We start from the raw sequence: 20,975 nt of genomic DNA, 5'->3' as shown, positions 1-20,975 counted from the left end.
CGCGCGAAGGCAATTTGGCGCGCTGAGCTTGCTCAGGTTGAAAGCACGGTGTGCTTTCAACGCAAGCGAAGACGTGAGCGCGCTGTAACGCGCGAGCGACATTTAATATTTACTATTTACTGTTGTGTGAGGGCTGGCTAATTCTTGTCTCACAACGCTCTGCCTCTTGCGTGTTGTCTGTTGTTGCGGTTGTTCCGTTTTGTCTTTGATTTTGTTTTTTGTGTTGAAGTTTGTTTGTAGTGGTTGATCATTTGGATTATTTGGTATCGGCTGCCGCTCTTATACTGTTCGACCAAGAATCACCCAGCCCTCTTACATGCTTGAACAATTGCGTAGCTTTCATCACTGAGATTCTTGATTTTTCTTGCTACTTCAGCGAATCACCATCGGAGGACTGCGAATCGACTTGCATGAGCGCTTAAAGCGTAGCGCGCGAATGCACTTCGATTCGCTGAGCTTGCTTAAGGTTGAAAGCACAGTGTGCTTTCAGCGCAAGCGAAGACGTGAGCGCGCTGTAACGCGCGAGCGATACGCTTCATCCGCTGCGAAAAATCTCGAATCTCTACCGCACTTGATGCATTCAGAGCGAGGGGTATTCCCGCGTTTGTTTATCAAAACGCCAAATATGGGAACAAACGCGGGATAAAAGAAAAAGCGCGCTGCAGAGGGTCTAAAAATGTGATTTGTATCATATACAAATGTTTAGATGAGTGAGCTAAAAGTGGCGGTTGACTCGCCAGAATTGCAAGAATTTTTGAAAAAATTATTTCGCAAAAACCCTTAAAATAAAAGGCTTGGGGGGGGGGGGTATGTATCCCCCGAAGCTATAAACATTTGTTAGTTGTCTTCAAAATTTTTTCTAAAATGTTATAATGATTTATCAAAGGCTAGATACATCATTATAGATGTACGCTATAAGACTTTGTAAAGCTATTGTCAAAAACTATAGGGCTTTGGGAGCCAAGGTCGGCGCGCAAAGCAATATCAAGTAAATTTAATTAATCTCACGGAAAGAGGAGAACATGACTACAAAATCTGCTAAACATGCTGACAAGGCATTTGGTTCTGCAAAAGATAAGGCTGCAAAGGCTGTTGATATTCGTAAGGTGGCTGCTCTTTCTGTTGGTGCTGCTGGCGTAATTGCTGGCGCTGCGATTGCTTTTGGCGCAACTCCTGCAATGGCTGCGGAGTCTGCTACTGCGCCTGTTAATACGAATGATTCTGCAAAGGAGCAGAATTTAGTTGCAAGCAATAAGGCTGAAGATTCTAAGAAATCTGAGCCTTCTGAGTCTAAGAATGATCAGGCTGATAAGAAGGTTGTTGTAGACAAGAATGTTGCCGAGACTCAGGATAGCAAGTCTAAGACCGAACAGAATTTAACTAACAATAAGAGTGATTCTACGCAGTCTGTAGTAAAGACTGATGGTAAGAAGCAGATTGAGAATAATGCTGAGCAGAAGAAAATCGCTGAGAAGAATGTTGAGAGTGCTGAGTCTGTAGATAGTAAGACCTCTACAGATAAGACTCCTGTAGCTGATAAGACTAATACGACCAGTAGCACCACTGCGGAAAATAACGCCCCTACAGGAACTACTGTAAAGAAGCGCGCAAGGCGTGCGGTGCTTGAAGAAAATAAGCAACCTGAGGCTACTGCAAGCACAGCAGTTCAGGGAGAAGATCGCGATGGCGCAGAGAAAAAGTCTAATGAGGTAAAGTTTTCCCAAAATCTGCCAAACATTTATGGTTGGGCAACTCCAAGCAACACGTTTGACGAGAAACTTGAGAAGCAAGAAATCGTGTATCATTTGCCAAAGAGCGCGGATGGTAAGCCAGTTTTACGCGTAGTAATTCTTCCAGATTCAAAAGATAGTATTAATACTGATGATCCTGAAGCTTACAAGAAAATCATCGAATTCGATTCTAATCGTGTAGATGAAATGCATCAAAGCTATTCTGGAATTTACAAGTTACAGCCAAATGCTGACGGTAGTGTGGACTTGATTATGAAGCAGCCATTCAGGGATGGTCGCATATCTTCAGGTCAAGGCTATTGCGCAAACCGCTCAATCTTCTTGTATTACAATAAGACCAATTTGCAGCATGACCAAACATCTAATAACTTCCGTGTTGCAACGCTTGTTCCGCCAAAAACAGCAGGATCAATCGTCCTAAAGTACAACGAGAGCTTGTCGGCAGATAAAGTACGAGAAGTACTTCACAAAGCAGTAAATCTTCCTACTGAACATAAGTCTGGTAGCAGCGTAGCTGAGCAGCTTGTTGATCAAAGTAAGTCAGCGGGTGTTGGTTTACGCGTTGATGAAAGCACTGTTAATAACACTCCAGATACGGTAGACGCAAAAATTCCGAAAGACATGGGTTCTTATGACGGAGCTATGTTCGAGGAAATCAATAAGAAGAATGGTGATGATTACTCATTTGGCGAGCGAAAGCTCAAAACTTATCTTGTAACAGATTTGGGAATGAAGTCTCCGGAAATACCTCTTACTGTAGTGCGCTATAGCACTCGCATTGAGAAGCCGGTTGTGGATACAGTTGATTTTAGCAAGTTGACAGAGGATCAAAAGACTCAAATCAAGAAGAATCTTGCAAAACTTAACGGCGTATCTACCGACAAAGTTACGTTTGATAACAATGGCAATGCAATAATTGACTTCGATGGCTTGAGCCCGGAAGATGATCCAAAGATTCCTTTGAGTGACTTAGTGCTTACAAGAGTTGCTACTGATAAAGTTGCAATTCCAAGTGATTCTGATACCTCGAAGGTTAAGGCTGTAGTTGTTGCTAATCCTTTGGGTTACTCGCAAGCTGAGTTGAATCAAATCAAGAAAGCTATTTACGAAGCTAATAAAAATAATGAAGAGCTTGGTTTAAGTGCAAAAGACTACGAGAAGCAGATTTCGCTTGGTTGGATTACTGGCGATACGACTGCAAGTGGCGGACAAAACACGGGCATTTCCAACGGTATGAATGAAAATAAAATTACCGTTACTATCAGAACTGATAAAGCATATGCTCAGTTTAAGTCTGACATCCAGAAGCATGAGCTTACGCGTTTGATTGATTTGCGTAAGGATTACACGCTTAGCTGGGAGGCTGATAAGAACAAGATTTCTGGTCGCACAAGCGATGAAGGTCTTGCTTGGATGGAAGATGGCAAGACGCTTGTTTACCGTTACGATCCAGATAAAGGTGAACAAATCAATACGCAAGCCGTACTTGATTTATTGAAAGCTACTGTAAAGTCTGATGTGAAGGCTGATAACCCACAATTGCGAGATAATCTTCTTGGCTCTGAGATTACTAATGTTACGCGAGAAGGTTTGAAAGGGGAGGCTACACGTAGCCACAGATCTTACACGATTGACGGCAATAAAGAGCCAATTGGTGTTCTAAACCTTGTTAAGCTTAATGGTGGCGGTTATGGTGGCTTTGCAAAGCCTGTTGATAACTCCAACAAGAAGATGGGTGACGAGCAGTCAAGCGTAAATAAATATACGTTTGATACTGAAAGTAAAACGGTTGAAGTTGCCGGCAAGAATGGCAAGTGCATGATTGGGCGTTTGTTCATTGAGCCTTATAGCTTGTATTACTACAACTACGTGTATGGCGAGAACAAGTATAATTTGCGCAATACTCCTAAGGGTATCAACGTGGTGTTTGTGCCGCAGACGAAGAATAAGAAGGATGATCTTTCTAAGTCGATTGGAAAGCATACACTCGCTGCCGATAAGAAGACTCCAACTGATTCTAAGTACTACAATGCATCAGACGCTAAGAAAGCTGCGTATGACGATGCGTTAAAGGTTGCTCAACAAACACTTGAAAAAGTTGGTAACAAAACTGACGCTGATTTAAGTGAAGAGCTTAAAGCTGAGGTTGACAATGCAACTATTAAGCTGGATAAGGCTCGTGAGGCTCTTGATGGTGACGCTACCAAGAAGGAAGAGCTGAAGAAGTCGATAACCGAAGATGGTACGCCTGCTGAAGGTCAACAAGCTACAACTGGTACAAAGGCTAGCGATAAGTATAAGAATGTTACTGAGCCGGATTTCAAGACGGCCGATGGCAAACCTGATACCGCTAAGAATGACGCTGCCAAGCAGGCTAAGAAAGATTACGACAAGGCTCTCGAAGACGCTAAGAAGCTAAAGGACGACGCCAACGCTACGCAAAAGGCTGTTGACGACGCCAAGGCTAAGCTTGATGCTGCACGTAAAGAGCTTGATAAGTACAGCACCAACAAGGATAAGCTTAACGCTGCTATCGCTGAGCATGGTCAGGTAAAGACTGGCGATGCGACGCAAACTGATCCTACAGAGAAGCTTAAGACCGCTGACCCGACTTACCAGAACTCAACTCCTGATGAGCGTACAGCTTACGACAATGCTGTAAAGAAGGCAAACGAGCTTTCTAAGGATCCAAACGCTTCTCAAAAGGAAGTAAACGAGGCAATTACAGCTCTCGAAAAAGCTAAGAAGGCTCTTGACGCTAAAGCAACAGATAAGTCGCAGCTTATAACTGCCGAAAAGCTCACCTTTGATAATCCTGATAAGAATGATGCAAGCAAGCAAAGCACCTTCTACAAGAATGCGCTTAATAAGCAGACTAACGGTGCAAACGAGCAAGAAAAACAAGCTGCTAAAACTGCCGTTGACAACTATAACAATGCGCTGAAAACGGCTCGTGATGTTATTGCAAATAAGGATGCAACGCAAGCACAGGTTGATGATGCTAAAAAGAAGCTTGACGAAGCCGAAAAAGTATTGCATGAAAAATATGCAACTGACGCTAATGAACTTACGAAAGTTCTTGCGGATAACTTTAGCGGTTATTTGATGCCAGCGTACTTTAACTCGTTTGATAAGGCGCAAGCTGGTGACGCTGAAGCAAAGAAAGCGTTCAAAGATTACAACGATGCTTATCAAAAAGCTAAGGAGCTTAAGACAAAGCTAGAAGAAGCTAAGACTGGTGGAACTGCTCCAGCTCAAAAACTGATTGATGAAGCCAAGACAGCTCTTGAGGAAGCACGTAAAGTCATCGACAAGTATGCAACTAATACCAGCAGGCTTTCGGCGGCTGTGTTTAATGACCTTGCAATACAAAACAGCCCAGCGTATAAGAATGTATCTGAAGCTGATGCAAGCGCAGAAGCAAAAGAAGCTAAAAAGAAGTATGACGCCGCAGTAGACAAGCTACACAAGGCGCTTGCTAACAAGCTTCCAAAGGATCAAGCGAATGGTCAGGATATTCCTGATGGCAATACACCAAAGAAAGGTGGCGACCTTAATAATAAGGACTACCTGAAAGATATTCAGGCGCACAAGAATGGTGAGCCGCTGGATAGGGATGTTGACTCAATCATTAAGGAAATGAACGCCGCAGCTGCTGAGTTGAACAAGTTTGCAACCAAGACTGATAAGCTGCAGGAATCCATCAATAAGGATACTGATACTCAGAAGGATCCAGCGTATAAGAACACGAAGAATCCGGCGTATAAGAAAGCGAACGATCCAACTGCTGATGACACTGAGAGGAACGCTAAAGCATCTGCTGCAAAGACTGCTTATGACAATGCTCTTGATGCAGCTAAGAAGGTGATGTTGAATCCTTCTGCAACTCAGAAGGAAGTGAACGACGCTAAGGACGCTCTCGACAATGCTCGCAAGGAGCTTGACAAGTACAACACCGACATCACCAAGCTCACGGAAAGTGTTGGTAAGCACGGCTCTACAGAGGGTCCTGCAGCTACAGAAGGCACGCAAACTTCTGATGCGTATCGCAATGTGTCTGATCCTCACTTCTTAACTGCTGATGGCAAGCCTGATACCAATAAGAATAATAAAGCTACAGAAGCTAAGAAGGCATACGACAAGGCATTAGTTGAAGCTCAGGAATTGCTCAAGAAAGCTGACACTAAGAACAATAACACGCCTTTGGATGCTCAACCAACTCAGAAGCAGATTGACGAGGCTTTGAAGAAGCTTGACGATGCTCGCACTGAGGTCGAGAAGTATAAGACTGTTACTACTGATCTTGAGGCGGAAGCTAATAAGTCTACTCCAGAGAATGTTTCTGTTACTGAAAACGACTTCGAGTATACGCCTGAGTTCAAGAACGCTGATGATAAGAAGAAAGATGGTGCTGACGGCAAGAAGGTAGACAATGATGATGTGAAAGCGTACAAGGATGCTTTGGCAAAAGCACGCAAGTTGGCGCAAGATAACACATCTAATACCCTCAGCGATCATCCAACTCAGAAGCAGATTGATGACGCTCTTGAGGCTTTGAAGAAGGCTAAGCAAAACATCGTTGACGGCTACAAGACGGACGTTGATAAGCTTAAGCAAGCCAAGCAATATGCAGAAGATGTATTCAAGAAGACTCCTGAATACAAGAATGCTACTGCCATCAAGGATGACACTAACAACGCTAAGCATGAGCAGGCTGGTAAGGACTTGGGTGATGCTACTAAGCAAACTGGTTTTGAAGGTCAGATTGCTAAGATTGCTGAAAAGCTTAATGATACAAGCAAGCTTACTCAGCGTGAGGTTGATGCGTTAGTAAGGCAGCTCAAGAATGATCAGAAGACAATTGCTGATAGTTATAAGACTAATGTAACTCCGCTTTCTAACGAGGTTGGCGATAAGGATGGCAATGGCAAGCCTGTAACTCCGCCGTTTGAAGCATCGGTTCCGTACAAGAACGCGCTTGAAAAAGCGGATGCTGGCGATAATGATGCGACTGCAAAGCTGAAGGATTACAACGATAAGCTTAAGGCTGCGCAGAAGATTATCGATCAGGTGAATAACCCAGATCAAAACGCTGAGGTTGATAAGCAGCCAACTAATGCTGATGTTAAGACGGCTTTGGAAGCCTTGCAAAAGGCAAAGAAAGCAATCGATGATGCCTTTACGACCAATGCTAAGGCTTTGAAGGATGAGTCTGCGAAGTCTACTGCCGTTACGACAGATCCTGCTGCTAAGCCAACTGCTGGGTCATTTGAGAGTACTACTGAGTATCAGAATGCGCTTGCTAAGAAGACTGACGACGGCAAGGATAATGTTGATGTCAATGCTTATAAGGAAGCGTTGAGTAAAGTTAGGACTTTGCTTAACAAGTTCGATCAGAATGGTAAGCCAAAGTCTGGTGAAACTGGCATCCCAACTCAGCAAGAAGTTGACGAAGCTCTTAAGAATCTGAAGGAAATTAAGGATAAGATTACTAAGAACTACGTCACCAGCCCACATGACTTGCAACAAGAAGTTGATAAGTCTAGGGATAAAGCAGATGACATGAGCGATGGTTTGTTCGAGGATACGCCAGAGTTCAAGAACGCGACTGCTAAGGGTGATGACGCTGCCAAGAATGCTCTTGACGACTATAACAAGAAGCTCCAGGCTGCCAAGGATCTACTTGACAAGTTTGACCGCACTACTGGTAAGCCAAAGACTGGTCTTCCATCTGGTACTAAAGTTCCAACTCAGCAGGAGCTTGATAAGGCTCTAAAGGAACTTCAAGCTGCTAAAAAGAAGATTACTGACGGCTATAAGACTGATTCTTCTAAGTTGAAGTCTGAAGCGGATGCTGATGGTGATTTCACTAAGACTCCTGAGTATCAGAATGCTCAGGCTAAGGGTGATGATGCGTCTAAGAAGGCTCTTGAAGCCTATAAGAAGGCTTTGGATGACGCTAAGAAGGTTCTTGGTGATAAGAATGCTACGCAGAAGCAGGTTGAGGATGCTTTGAAGAAGCTTCAGGATGCTAAGTCTAAGCTTTCGGACGGCTACAAGACTAATAAGTCTGATTTGAACACTGAAGCTGGTAAGGATTCTGATTTCACTAAGACTCCTGAGTATCAGAATGCTGTTGGTTCTCCTGAGGCTGAGGCTTACAAGCAGGCGCTCGATGAAGCCAACAAGATTCTCGGTGACGCTAATGCTACGCAAGCTCAGGTTGACGCTGCTTTGAAGAAGCTTCAGGATGCTAAGCAGAAGCTTGCTGATTCACACAAGACTGATAAGACTGATCTGACTGCTGAATCTGGTAAGGATCCTGATTTCCGTAAGTCTATTCCGTTTATTATTGGTAAGGCTGCTGATGTTGCGGAGTATCAGCAGGCGTTGAATGATGCGAATAGTGTGCTTAAGGATCCTAATGCTACACAAGCTCAGGTTGATCAGGCTCTTCGTAGGCTTCGTGCTGCTAAGCAAAAGTTGATTGATTCTTATAACAGGCTTATTAATAGTGGCAGTGGTGTTGGTAGTGGTTCTGACTATGATTTTGGAACCGATACTGATGTTAATACTGGTGTTGGTGTTAACGATGTGAATAATACTAGTGTTAATAATGTTGTTGATAAGGGTGCTTTGCAGGCTGAGGTTGATCAAGCTCTTGGTGATGTTTCGGCTAATGCTAATGGCGTAGTGGCTGATTCTAGCTTGGTGAGTGAGTTTAATGCGGCTTTGAATTACGCTCGTTTAGTGTTAGCGGACGCGAATGCTACTCAGGGGCAGGTTGATTCGGCATTGGCTCGTTTGCGTGCTGCGCGTGCAGCTTTGCGTGCGGGAATGCTCGCAGCGCGTAATTCTGCTGGAATGAATCTCAAGCGTGGTGACGTGAGTGGTGTTAATACTGGCGCTAGCTCCTCGGTGTTTGCTGGACTCGCTGCGGTGTTTGCTGGACTCGGAGTGGCTGGTGCTGCGTCTAAGCGTAGGAAGCATTCGGCTCGTTAGTTTAATCTGTAGCAGTGTGTAATGCTGCTGCAACGTGTGTAATGTGAATTAATGGCTTGGAGATAATCTCTTCAAGCCATTAATTATTTGGTGTTGCGCGGTTTTCCTATTTACTGTCGCGCGAGGGCTGGGTGTTTCTACGCTGGTGCGTGCTGCATCAAGTAAGGTGGAGATTCGAGATTTTTCGCAGCGGATGAAGCGAACCTCAGCATGAAATGGTGATTCGCTGAAGTAGCAAGAAAAATCGAGAATCTCGGTGATTAAAGATACGCAATTGTTCTAGATATTCAGAAGGTTTGATGTATTTCTCTACGAGCAATAAATAGCGCCAACCTAAAACATTAGAACATTAACGTTCATAAGATATCCGTAAAGGTGCGCGTCACTTGCGAGGAGAGAAATACTCAAACTTCGCGCAATACCAAGTAAGGAATAATGAGCTATAACGAGCAAGTGATATTCCCGCGTTTGTTTATCGAAACGCCAAATATGGGAACAAACGCAGGAAATGTGAATGTGTTGTGTGCGTATAGCGCAAATCGTGGTGTTTAATCGCTTTAGCGACTAGATTATAAAAGTTGGGCAAATAAGCTTAAACGCGCATCAATTAAGCAGTGCAAGTAATTGAGCAGTGCCAATAATTGAGCAATGCCAACAAGTAAGCCAGATGTGTCGCAAAGGAGGATTAGTGACTGAGTGCAACACTTTAGAGAATTGCCACGCATCCAATCCGTGCGAGAGTAAGAATGCGCACAAGAATGAGCGTGATAAAGAGTGCAATAACGAGTTCAATAGTATGCTCGTGAGTGAGCGCGCAAAAAATCGCGTTGGCAGAGGCACAACTTGCGCAAAAGTGATTCTTTTTGGCGAACACTCGGTTGTTTATGGCTACAGCGCAGTAGCGCTTCCATTGCAAAATCTTAAGATGCACGCAACAGTAACAAGTGCACGAACACTCAACGACACAAGCGCCACAGCAAACGAAGGCAAAAGAGCAGAATTATGCGATTCAGCAGAAGACCTTAGTTGCCAGATGCAAAACCTCATAACACTTAAAGCACTAGGATTTGATGGTCTTTTACGAAGCGCACCTGCGCGATTCGCGTCGATTAAAACCGCAATACAAGAGGCATTACGTTTTGCCAATTGGCAGGGCGAAGCATTGCAAATAGAAACCGCTTGCGATTTTCCTCCAGAGCGAGGATTGGGGTCTTCGGCGGCAGCAGCAGGAGCAGTGATCCGCGCAATACTCGACTACTACAGTATTAATGCCAGCGATGAAAAACTATTCGAGATTACGCAAGACGCAGAACGCGTTGCGCACGGGAAAGCATCTGGATTAGACGCCACAGCAACCAGTGCGATGCTGCAGCAGCCAGTTCGCTTCTTGGATGGCAAATTTAGCCGAATGAGCATAAGCCCAACAATACGCGCTTGGATTGTGCTAGCTGATTCGGGATTCAAAGGAACAACAAAAGTAACAGTAGAAGCATTACGCAAAAAACGCGATAGCCAGCCGAAAATCGTAAATGCACTTTTGCAAGAGCTTGGTCAAATCGCTCTTAACGCAGAGAATGATTTAGAGTTTGGCAATATAAAAAATATTGGATCGAGCATGACTCGTGCTCACAAAATTCTTGCGGAATTAGGTGTAAGTACGCCATTTTTAGACGCTCTAGTTAAAAATGCTTGCGAAAATGGTGCTCTAGGAGCAAAGCTTACAGGCGGAGGCGGAGGTGGATGCATTATAGCCATTGCGCAAAGTCAGGAGGATGCGTCTAAAGTAAGCATAGCGCTTAAAAACGCTGGAGCAGCTAGAACGTGGATTGTAGAAATCGGGCAATAATCAAAACAAATGCGTTAGTATGCTTTAAAAGCGCTTTAAAAACTAAAGACTTAAGAAAGGATACGCGTGGAAAACGTTGAAATTGAGCCAAAAATAGCGTTTAATGTGCTTGATGATATTGATGCGTTTAATAACAGTAATCACGGAGCCGCTTTTACAGCTACAGCAAACGCAAATATTGCGCTAATCAAATATTGGGGGAAACGAGATGAAACTCTGATTCTGCCATATGCTTCCTCATTATCTCTGACTTTAGACGGATTTTCCACAACAACAAAAGTACGATTTGATGATTGCCTAGAGGCAGACTCGATTTGCTTAAACGGAGTAAACTTTACAGGCGATTTACTCCAAAGTTCAGAGCGTGCACGAATAGTAAAAATGCTAGATATTGTGCGAAAAATGGCTGGAATTAAGAGCAAAGCACAAGTCGTAAGCGTAAACACAGTTCCAACAGCCGCAGGATTAGCTTCTAGCGCATCTGGTTTTGCGGCACTTGCGTCTGCAGCATCATACGCCGCAGGATTAAACCTAAGCCCACGCAACTTATCGATTCTAGCTCGCAAAGGATCTGGATCAGCATGCAGGTCGATTTACGGCGGATTAGTATTATGGAACGCTGGCACAAGCGACGAAACGTCTTACGCAGAGCCAATCGAAACACCAGAAGAGCTTCAACTTGCAATGGTAGCTGTTATTTTAAACTCTAGTAAAAAGAAGATTTCAAGCCGTGAAGCAATGCGACGCACAGTAGAAACATCACCAATCTACGCAGACTGGATCAAAAACTGCAAAAAAGACCTAAATACGGCGTTATCAGCTATCAAAAAATGTGATATTCAAGCATTGGGAGAAGTGTCGGAGAGAAACGCTTTAGGAATGCACGACGCAATGCGCGCGGCTGCCGAAAGCGTAAACTATTTAACAGATGAAACGCATGTTGTGCTTAACGTTGTGCGAAAAATGCGCGATGAAAGCGGATTTCCAGTTTGGGCTACAATGGATGCTGGTCCGAATGTTAAAGTTTTAACTAGCGCGGAGCAAGTTTTGCGAGTTAAAAACGAGTTGAGTTTGCGCGTGTTGAGTGAGATTAAGCGTTTGCGCAAGTCGCAGGAATCGCCGTCATTTAGCAGCTTTGCGCAATCCAATCCGCAGTTTGTTATTGCACGCCCAGGAAGTGGCGTTAGCATACGGAGAGAATCATGACTAATGAGCAAGCTTTAGCGCCTGGAAAACTTTACATAGCAGGCGAATACGCTGTTGTAGATGGATGCGCTGCAATCGTAGCAGCTGTGAATCGTTATGTAAAAGTTACGGTTGACGATGACAACCTACTAATACGTGATAGTCATGGAAAAACGTATAACAGCTGCGACTTTAATAAAAACGAATCCGAAAAAACTAATCTTAAAAAACTAGATTTACCAACATTTTACGGAAAAATCACGAGTGAGTCTAAAAACTATAAGCCTCTTTATTGGAAGCATGGAATTTTCGGCAGGGAATTTATTTTAGACGAAAAAGATGCAGAAGATATAAATATGAGCGCAAAAGACTCAACGGATGCTTGCGACTTGCCAGCGGAAAAGTCGCCAGCAACCAGCGATGAGCAAAACCAAGATTCTCAAATAAAAAAACTAAAAAAAATCTATTCATACGTATTTTCCGCAATGCAAGTAGTAGACGATTTTGCGCGCGAAACAAAAGAAGTAAAAAACGTTCTACTAGATGAAGGAAACCCAGCCATAAACCTATACAATCTACGAATAGAAAGTGATTTAGACGATAAAAAAACAGGCAAAAAATACGGGCTTGGATCATCTGCAGCCGTAACGGTGGCGGCTGTGCGAGCGCTGTGCAAATGGTACGGATTAACGCTCACAACGCCAGAACTGTGCAAACTAGCCATAATTGCATCGTCGCTAGTAAAAAAGTCGGGAAGCGGCGGAGACGTGGCAGCAAGTACATACGGCGGATGGGTAATGTACCGAGCGTACAATCGCGAATGGCTTGAAGCAGAAATAGAAATGATTGAAAGCGGCGACTCAAGCCTACACAATCTGCTTAGAAAAAAATGGCCGCGATTTGAAGTAAAACGATTAAAAGTAGGCGCAGGCTTGCGACTCTTAGTTGGGTGGACGGGGAGTCCCGCAAGCAGCGCGGAGCTTGTTGGAAGCGTAAAAGCTGGAGTGGAATCTGGCGATTTAACCGCGCACAATCCTGCTAAAACATACGAAGATTTTTGTGTGCAAAGCGAAAAATGCGTGCAAAAAATCGCGAATGCGCTAGAAAATGGGAACATAGACGCATTGTTAAGCGGATTCGCGCAAAATCGTGAGCTTTTAAAAGATCTTGGCGAAATCACGGGAACGCTAATCGAAACGCCAAAACTCACGCGGCTAATAGAAGTTGCGGATAATGCCGGATTGCCAGCAAAAACAAGCGGCGCAGGTGGAGGAGATTGCGGAATCGCGATTGCAAGCATGTACAGCGAAGAGCAAATAAAATACGTAAAAGAAGAGTGGAAAGACTCTGAAATTAAGCCGCTAAACCTTAAAATCGCAAAGATAGAAGGAACTGGAAAAACCGCGGAAAACATAGCTTTAGATGGCGCAAGCGAAGAAATTGTTAGAAAATTTAAGCGCGCGTGGAAAAATCGCGAAAGCTATGGGAATCGTGAAAGTAGCGAACTCTCGCTTATTGAGCAACGCAAAGACGATCACATAAAACTTGCGTGCGAACAATACAAATCGCACGCGGAATCTGGTTTTGAACACGTGCGATTTATTCCAAACGCGCTGCCTCAATTGGCATTAAGCGATGTGGATGCAAGCGTAAGAGTGTTTGACGAAACCACAAAATGGGATACTCCGCTGTACATTAACGCAATGACGGGCGGAAGCAAAAAAGGCGAAAATATAAACGAGTCGCTAGCAAGAGTAGCTGCAAAAACTGGCTTAGCAATGGCTTCTGGCTCGCTAAGCGCAGCGCTTAAAAATCCGCAGCTTGCAGAAACATTCAGTGTGATTCGTCGCTTTAATCCGCGCGGATTTGTAATGGCGAATGTAAGCGCAGGAGCAAGCGCTGAGCAGGCAATTAAAGCTGTAGAAATTTTGCAAGCAAACGCGTTGCAAATCCACCTAAACGCGGCACAAGAGCTTGTGATGAGCGAAGGAGACCGCGATTTTAGTGCGTGGCTTAACAATATTGAGGCCATTGCGCGCGAGCTTGATTCAATGAAAGTGCCAGTTGTTGTTAAAGAAACTGGGTGCGGAATGAGCGCTCGTGATGTGCTGCGGTTGAAAAATGTGGGCGTGCGTTCGGTGGACGTTGGCGGACGCGGAGGCACGAATTTTGTTGCGATTGAAAACGCAAGGCGTGGGCGTAAAAGCGGCTACGAGTTCCTCGATTCCTGGGGGCTTACAACTGTCGAATCGTTGCTAGACATAGCGCAATGCGATGAGATTTTGTGCGAGCCGCGCGATTGCGCGGATTCTTGCGATAGTGCGCGAATGCAAGTGTTTGCAAGCGGAGGAGTGCGTACGCCGCTTGATGTTGTGCGCTCATTGCGGCTTGGTGCAAGCGCTGCTGGAGTTGCTGGCGAATTTTTGCACACGCTTATTAACGAAGGAGAAGATGCGCTTGTTGAGCAAATTGAGTCTTGGAAGGCGCAGATTCGTGTGATTATGGCGTTGCTTGGATGCAAGAATATTGAGGATTTGCGCGAAAATTCGCGGATTTTGATTGATGATAAGCCCTGTGCGCTTTAATGTCGGGCGTAGTGATATACTTGTGTAGTTGTGCGTTCAAGCATGCTTATTTGTTTATGCGATTTAGCGTCGGTTAGTCGCGTGGGCGGTTTGCGTGGGTGAGCGACGCAAGACTTGCAAGTCAAAGAAAATAGGAGTCCAATTATGGCAGCTCGTTGCGCAGTATGTGGCAAGGGACCGCAAACCGGTTTCAGCGTTTCACATTCGCACATTCGCAATAAGCGCACCTTCCGCCCGAACCTTCAGCCGGTTCGCACCACCATTGATGGCGAAAATGTTCGCCTTCGTGTGTGCGTAAAATGCATTAAGGCAGGCAAGGTTCAGCGCGTTGAGGCGTGAATCGCGTGTTAGATGTAAGGCCCTGAGCAGTGCTCGGGGCTTTTTTGTTTCCCTATTTTTCGCTTAAATCGTAGCGCGCGAACGACATTCTCTGTTTGATGTTGTATGAGGGCTGGGTGTTTCTTGTCTCACAACGCTCCGCCTATTACGTGTAGTCTGGTGTTGCGGTTGTTCCGTTTTGGCTTTGATTTTGTTTTTTGGTTGATGTTTGTTTGTAGTGGTGGCTCATTTGTATTATTTGGTATCGGCTGCCGCTCTTATACTGTTCGACCAAGAATCACCCAGCCCTCTTACAAGTCTGAACAATTGCGTATATCTTAATCACCGAGATTCTCGATTTTTCTTGCTGCTTCAGCGAATCACCATTTCATGCTGAGGTTCGCTTCATTCGCTGCGAAAAATCTCGAATCTCTACCTAACTTGCGCTCCGACCTGCCTTTTCGCTTAGAGCGTAGCGCGAAAAGGAAATTCGGAGCGCTGAGCTTGCTTAAGGTTGAAAGCACAGTGTGCTTTCAACGCAAGCGAAGACGTTCGCGCGCTTAGACCGCGCGAACGACGACCTGCCTTCGCGCTTAAATCGTAGCGCAACGATTATAATCGAAGTATGGCAGCACGCATAACACTAAACACAGCAATATCATCAATCGTAAGCAATAAGAGACGCGCGTCTGCCCTAAAATCACTAGGCGTAATCACAGTAAAAGACGCGCTAACATACTACCCATTTAGAGTCACAAATCCGCTAAAATCCACGCATTTAAGCCAGATTATTCCAGGGCAAGAAGTGGCGTTTTGTGCGATTATACAGTCCATAAACTTAGTGCAAATGAATGCGCGAAGAGGGTATCGCCTAGATGTAAACGTTGCGCAAGATGCGTCGCGCGCTCAAATCGTCTATTTTTCAAAAAGCAAGCAATACGCTCAATGGGTTAGCAGCCGCTTGAGCGTTGGTCAAACCGTTGTTGTGGGCGGCACGAGCGGCGCGTTTAATGGCGTTTTGCAATTTACGCATCCGCAAGTTATAAGCGTTTTGGCGGCGGTGAGCAATGATGGCGAGTCGAGCAACGATGAGAAATCTAGCGCGTCTGTTGGAACATCTTCTGGCGATTTTGCTGCGCAAAGTGTTGAAGAAGCGTTTGAAAAGTTATGCGCTCCGCAGCCGATTTATCACGCAAATTCGCGTATTTCTAGTGAACATATTCACGAGACGATTTTAGGATTATTACGACTTTTTAAGACTTGCGATTCTGGCGATCCTAATATTCCCGATACAAATGTTCTTTCAGATGTTTTGCCAGACGTTCTGCCACAATTCGTCACAAACAGTAGAAACCTAATGCACCGCGCAGCAGCATTCGAATCAATCCACAATCCACAAAACAAAAACGACTTTGAAAACGCAATACACACAATGCGCTACGAAGAAGCATTCATATCACAAATAGCAGTTTTGCAATCACGCAAAAAATCAGGGGAAAATAAGGCATACACGTGCGAAAACAGCGAGCTAAGAAAACACTTTGAAGAAAGCCTACCATTCGAGCTAACAGAAGGACAAAAAAACGTTATTAACGAAATAACAGCAGATATGCAAGGCGAATCGCAAGCAACCAGCGAATTGTTATTAAAACCAATGCGTCGTCTTTTGCAAGGAGAAGTCGGCTCTGGAAAAACAATAGTAGCAATGAGCGCAATGCTACAAGCCGTAGGATCAGGACACCAAGCGGTACTAATAGCCCCAACACAAGTATTAGCATCACAGCACGCCACAAACCTACAACAGATGATTGAGCGTGCAGGGATAAACGTTGAAATAACGCTCATAACAGGCGGAATGAAGCTAGCCAGCAGACGAAGTGCACTAGCAAAAGTAGCAAGTGGAGAGCCAGCGATTATTGTGGCAACACACGCAGCTTTCTCCGCAAGCTTTAAACCAACAAACCTAGCGCTGGTGATAATCGACGAACAGCACAGATTTGGCGTAGAACAACGAGACACACTATTACGCAAGATAAGCGGAAACGCGGTTCCACACTTGTTAGTCATGACAGCCACACCAATACCGCGATCCGCAGCAATGACATGGTTTGGAGACCTAGACGCATCCTATTTAACAGAGCTTCCAGGCGGACGCAAACCAATCCGCACTTTTGTAATAAACGAAGAAGACTCGCACAAGATGGCATCCATGTTCTACCACATTCGCTCTAGAATCGATGCAGGAGAGCGAGCATATATTGTATGTGCTCGAATAGACAGTGAAGACAGTGAAGAAAACAACGATAATACTTACAATACTTACAATAATGCTGATGCGATCTGCCAAGAAAACCAAGACTCATACACTCTAAATTCACAAAATACACAAATTGCTCAGCGAGAAGTCCACACAGTTTTACAAATATCAAAACGCTTACAAAACCTACCACAATTCAAAGGCGTAGAATTCGCACAACTAACAGGTCGTACAAGCGACGAAGAAAAATGCGAAATAATGCACAAATTCGACAGTGGACAAGTACAAATCCTAGTTTCCACAACGGTTATAGAAGTCGGAGTAGACGTAGCAAAAGCCAGTTGTATAGTGATTTTCGACGCAGACCGTTTCGGACTAGCACAACTACACCAGCTCAGAGGACGAGTGGGACGTTCAGGCACACAATCCTGGGCTTTCCTAGTGTCAAACGCACCAAACAACCAGTTAGCAGCTGAACGTTTACAAGTAGTAGAAAACTCGTTAGACGGCGCCATAATAGCCCAAAAAGACCTAGAATTAAGAAACGTTGGAGACGTTCTAGGAGACAGTCAGTCAGGTGGAAAATCCAGTCTAAAACTATTAAGAGTAGTAAAAGACGCAAAAATCATTGCAGAAGCAAGAGAGGACGCAAACACGCTACTAGAACACGACCCGACCCTACTAGAACATCCACAAACCGCCGGAGCAGTTTTAGACTTTACACAAGGTAGCAGCACAGCAATACTAAGCAATTAGATTAATGAAATCAGATTCATGAAACACAAATTGCCCAAGTAGTTTTGTACAAAAATCGCTTTTAATAGGCTAAGGCACTATTAAAAGCGGCTGATAACGATTAAGCACACAGGCGCCAAATAAAAAAATAAACGCCAAATAAAAAATATAATAAAAAAATAATATATATTTTCACAATAAACGTGCGAAAAAAACAATTTTTGAATATCCTAGATATATAGAAAGGTAAAATCGCGAGAGATGAGGCAAAGATGACTGAGCGCGAACAACAAATTCTATCGTGGATTCAACAGAACCCTATGATTAGTCAGCAAGAACTTGCAGACCTAGCAGGAATAACAAGATCAGGCGTAGCTGCACACATTTCCAATCTTATTCGCAAAGGATACCTTAGAGGAAAAGGATATATAGTCACACCACCTAGCTACGTAACAGTAATAGGCGGAATAAGTATGGACGTTCTGGGAATCGCGTGCGGAGACCTAATGGACTACACTTCAAACGCTGCAAAAGTACGATACGCGCTAGGCGGAGTCGGACGAAACATAGCTGTGGCACTAGAAAGAATGAACACACGAGTAAGCCTAGTATCCGTGTACGGCGGCGACCACAACGGAGAATTATTCAAAGTCGACGCGTCTGTAAACGGATTAGAAATAGGATACTCAAAGCAGCTACCAGACGCAATGACAGCATCATACATGTATGTAGGAGACGCATCGGGGCAAAGGCTTTTAGCACTAGACGATATGAGCATCTACGATTACATGACACCAGACTTCTTGCGCGAAAGAATATCGATAATAGAAAACGCAGACATAGTTGCACTAGACACCAACATTTCACAAAAATCCTTTGAATGGGTGTGCGACAACTATCACAGACCAATAATGGTGCGCGCAATAACCGACGCAAAAGCTCCACGAATACTTTCCAGACTACACTGCATAGACACACTCATATTAGACACAGCCGAATCGCAGGCGTTAACAGGCATTTGTGCGGTAGACGAAAAATCTGCAGTAAGATGCGCTAAGGTATTGCTAAAACGCGGAGTTGGGCATGTGTTTGTTAACTCGGGGCGCGAGGGAGTAGCGTATGGCGTAGCGGACGAGGGAGTAGCGTTCTATCCCGTACCGCTAAAACGTGTACAAAGAATGATTGTTGCGCGCGGAAACGGTGGAGAAGGCGTGCGCGCGGTTGGCAACGACAATGGTTCGAGCGATGCTGCTACAGCGGCATTGATCTACGCCAGATATAATCATTTTGACAACACAAAGACAGGGCGATTCGCTGTAGCCGCCGCAGCTCTTAACACGGAGTCGGTGGAAGCTGTGCACGAGTCGATGACTCCAGAGCTTGTAATGGAGAGAATGGAAAACATTCACGAGCGCGTGTGAGTGCCGAATCTCTACCTTGTTTGGTGTTGTGTGAGGGCTGGGTGATTCTTGTCTCACAACGCTCTGCCTCTTGCGTGTTGGTTGTTGTTGCGGTTGTTCCGATTTGGTTTTGATTTTGTTTTTTGGTTGAAGTTTATTTGTAGTGGTTGATCATTTGGATTATTTGGTATCGGCTGACGCTCTTATATTGTTCGACCAAGAATCACCCAGCCCTCTTACGTGCTTGAACAATTGCGTATCTTTCATCACTGAGATTCTCGATTTTTCTTGCTACTTCAGCGAATCACCATTTCATGCTGAGGTTCGCTTTATCCGCTGCGAAAAATCTCGAATCTCTACCTTGCTTGTTGTTGCGCAAAAAATTAGCCTGAGAATGGCGTGCAAAATATGATTTCTGCAACATTCTCAGGCAATTATTAAAAGAATGAAAACGAATGAATTAGATTAGTGAATCACTCGCAATCTTCTGGCTTAGGAATCAAGAACGAGCATGCAAACGCCAAAGCAAGTAGCACGATTCCAGCAACCATCGAAGCAATATATCCAGCTGATGCTCCAGCAGATTGTACAAAATTAGTCATAACAGCGTAAAGAATCGCAAAGCTCAAGCCTGCACCAAGATTAAACGCGCCAGCATTCATTCCAGGCAAATATCCAGGATTATCCTTTGGCGAAAGCACAATTCCAAGACCGTTAAGCATAATGTTTGCAACGCCAGCATAGCTGATACCAAGCCACAAAGAAAGCACTACAAGCGCCCAAACAGAAGGCGAGGCTGCAACATAGATTCCAAATACCACGCCAAGAACGCTCACAAGAATTCCAGCACGCAGCACCAGACGATACCCGAACTTTGCAGCAAGCATACCCGCAACAGGTCCAAACACGAAGCCGATGATTGCGTAAGGGGTAAGAGTTGCGAAGCTTACGATGTCCGCACCCATTCCAGCGCCAGCCTTAGCATCTTGAGCTAGCTGTGGAACAACGCCGTTCATAATTGCAAATACGCCAGTCATAGTAAGAAGTGTGCAAGAAAGCAAGCCCCAAGTGCGGCGTTGACTCATATATTTTGTAGAAACAAGAGGAGCAGAGTTTTTGCCCTCTACGTTCCAGAACACTACAAAGAATACTGCTGCAAGAACCACAAGACCTGCTACAAGACTCAAATTCGCGCCAGCAAGTTTACCAATCTCGTTGATAGCAAGATATGCTGCTAGGAATGCTATGCCAAGGGTTACAACTCCAACCCAATCCATCTTTGGAGTATCTTGAGCATGGGATTCTTCAGCATAGAAAGCAACCAAAAGAACAGCGATTATACCAATGGCTGCCATAGTCCAGAATACGGATCTAAAGCCAAAGTTTCCTGCAAGCCAGCCGCCAAGAAGCGCATCAACGCCTGCAATACCGCCGTTCACAGAAGTTAGAATTGCCATTAGCTTTGCGTAGCGTTTTTCTTCGCTAACGCGCACGCGAAGCATAATCAAGCACATTGGCACAACAGGTCCGCTTGCTCCTTGAAGGATTCGTCCAATCATAAGAACTGTTACGTTTGGCGCAATAGCACTCACTGCACAACCCAAAATAGTGGAGATTAAAATCCCAGTAAGAACCTTTTTTCGTCCAACAAGATCAGCTAAACGCGGCAAGAACAGCGAGAATAATGCTGCTGCAGTAAAGAATACTGTTTGCGTTAAGGCGATTTGAGAATCCGTTGTTTTAAGCTCTCGAGTCATTGTTGCTAGAGCTGGAGAAAGCATAGATGCGTTAAGCTGGAATGCGAAAATCGCCACAAGCAGCGCTACCATAAGCGCTACGATTGATCGTCCACCCTTATCCAGCATAGATGGTTTTTTAGATGAAACCTCAGTCATG

The 20,975-nt window shown here is 44.6% G+C and carries 8 protein-coding genes; 7 read left to right on the top strand and 1 reads right to left on the bottom strand.

Features of this window, described 5'->3' with window-relative positions; genetic code table 11:
* Positions 1–1,022 precede the first annotated feature (1,022 nt).
* From ACJV45_RS06030 to ACJV45_RS06000, 7 genes are all read left to right on the top strand, one after another.
* The gene (locus tag ACJV45_RS06030) at positions 1,023–8,753 is read left to right on the top strand and encodes a peptidase (RefSeq protein WP_419397886.1); all 7,731 of its coding nucleotides are present in this window, start codon (positions 1,023–1,025) and stop codon (positions 8,751–8,753) included.
* A 688-nt stretch (positions 8,754–9,441) separates the two neighbouring features.
* Entirely contained in the window at positions 9,442–10,599 is a 1,158-nt protein-coding gene (mvk, locus tag ACJV45_RS06025) for a mevalonate kinase (RefSeq protein ID WP_410312707.1), read from the top strand.
* A gap of 66 nt (positions 10,600–10,665) precedes the next feature.
* Positions 10,666–11,805 (top strand): diphosphomevalonate decarboxylase, encoded by a 1,140-nt coding sequence (gene mvaD, locus ACJV45_RS06020; protein ID WP_419397885.1) that lies wholly within the window; start codon positions 10,666–10,668, stop codon positions 11,803–11,805.
* Entirely contained in the window at positions 11,802–14,369 is a 2,568-nt protein-coding gene (gene fni / locus ACJV45_RS06015) for a type 2 isopentenyl-diphosphate Delta-isomerase (RefSeq protein ID WP_419397884.1), read from the top strand. Before mvaD ends, fni begins: the two co-directional genes overlap by 4 nt.
* A 144-nt stretch (positions 14,370–14,513) precedes the next feature.
* Positions 14,514–14,708 carry a 50S ribosomal protein L28 gene (rpmB, locus tag ACJV45_RS06010; protein WP_004105392.1) on the top strand — a complete coding sequence of 65 codons (195 nt, stop codon included), beginning with the start codon at positions 14,514–14,516 and terminating at the stop codon, positions 14,706–14,708.
* Between the two features lie 604 nt (positions 14,709–15,312).
* Positions 15,313–17,700, top strand: coding sequence for an ATP-dependent DNA helicase RecG (locus tag ACJV45_RS06005; RefSeq protein WP_419397883.1), 2,388 nt, complete (start codon positions 15,313–15,315; stop codon positions 17,698–17,700).
* Positions 17,701–17,951: 251 nt separating this feature from the next.
* Positions 17,952–19,100 (top strand): PfkB family carbohydrate kinase, encoded by a 1,149-nt coding sequence (locus ACJV45_RS06000; RefSeq protein ID WP_101886566.1) that lies wholly within the window; start codon positions 17,952–17,954, stop codon positions 19,098–19,100.
* A 452-nt stretch (positions 19,101–19,552) separates the two neighbouring features.
* Here the strand turns inward: ACJV45_RS06000 and uriT are convergent, their stop codons facing one another.
* On the bottom strand, positions 19,553–20,974 hold the full coding sequence (gene uriT / locus ACJV45_RS05995) for a uridine transporter UriT (RefSeq protein WP_004113477.1): 1,422 nt from the start codon (positions 20,972–20,974) through the stop codon (positions 19,553–19,555).
* Position 20,975 lies beyond the last annotated feature (1 nt).

Origin of the sequence: Gardnerella lacydonensis (genome assembly GCF_048545055.1) — a bacterium.
GTDB classification, from domain to species: Bacteria; Actinomycetota; Actinomycetes; order Actinomycetales; family Bifidobacteriaceae; genus Bifidobacterium; species Bifidobacterium vaginale_C.
The sequence above is the reverse complement of the archived record's forward strand: the minus strand, read 5'-3'. Positions and strand labels throughout refer to the sequence as shown.

Bases quoted from the DNA above. Each gene is read 5' to 3' on its own strand.
- ACJV45_RS06030 (WP_419397886.1), top strand. From the start codon at position 1,023: ATGACTACAAAATCTGCTAAACATGCTGACAAGGCATTTGGTTCTGCA.
- fni (WP_419397884.1), top strand. From the start codon at position 11,802: ATGACTAATGAGCAAGCTTTAGCGCCTGGAAAACTTTACATAGCAGGC.
- rpmB (WP_004105392.1), top strand. From the start codon at position 14,514: ATGGCAGCTCGTTGCGCAGTATGTGGCAAGGGACCGCAAACCGGTTTC.
- ACJV45_RS06005 (WP_419397883.1), top strand. From the start codon at position 15,313: ATGGCAGCACGCATAACACTAAACACAGCAATATCATCAATCGTAAGC.
- ACJV45_RS06000 (WP_101886566.1), top strand. From the start codon at position 17,952: ATGACTGAGCGCGAACAACAAATTCTATCGTGGATTCAACAGAACCCT.
- uriT (WP_004113477.1), bottom strand. From the start codon at position 20,974: ATGACTGAGGTTTCATCTAAAAAACCATCTATGCTGGATAAGGGTGGA.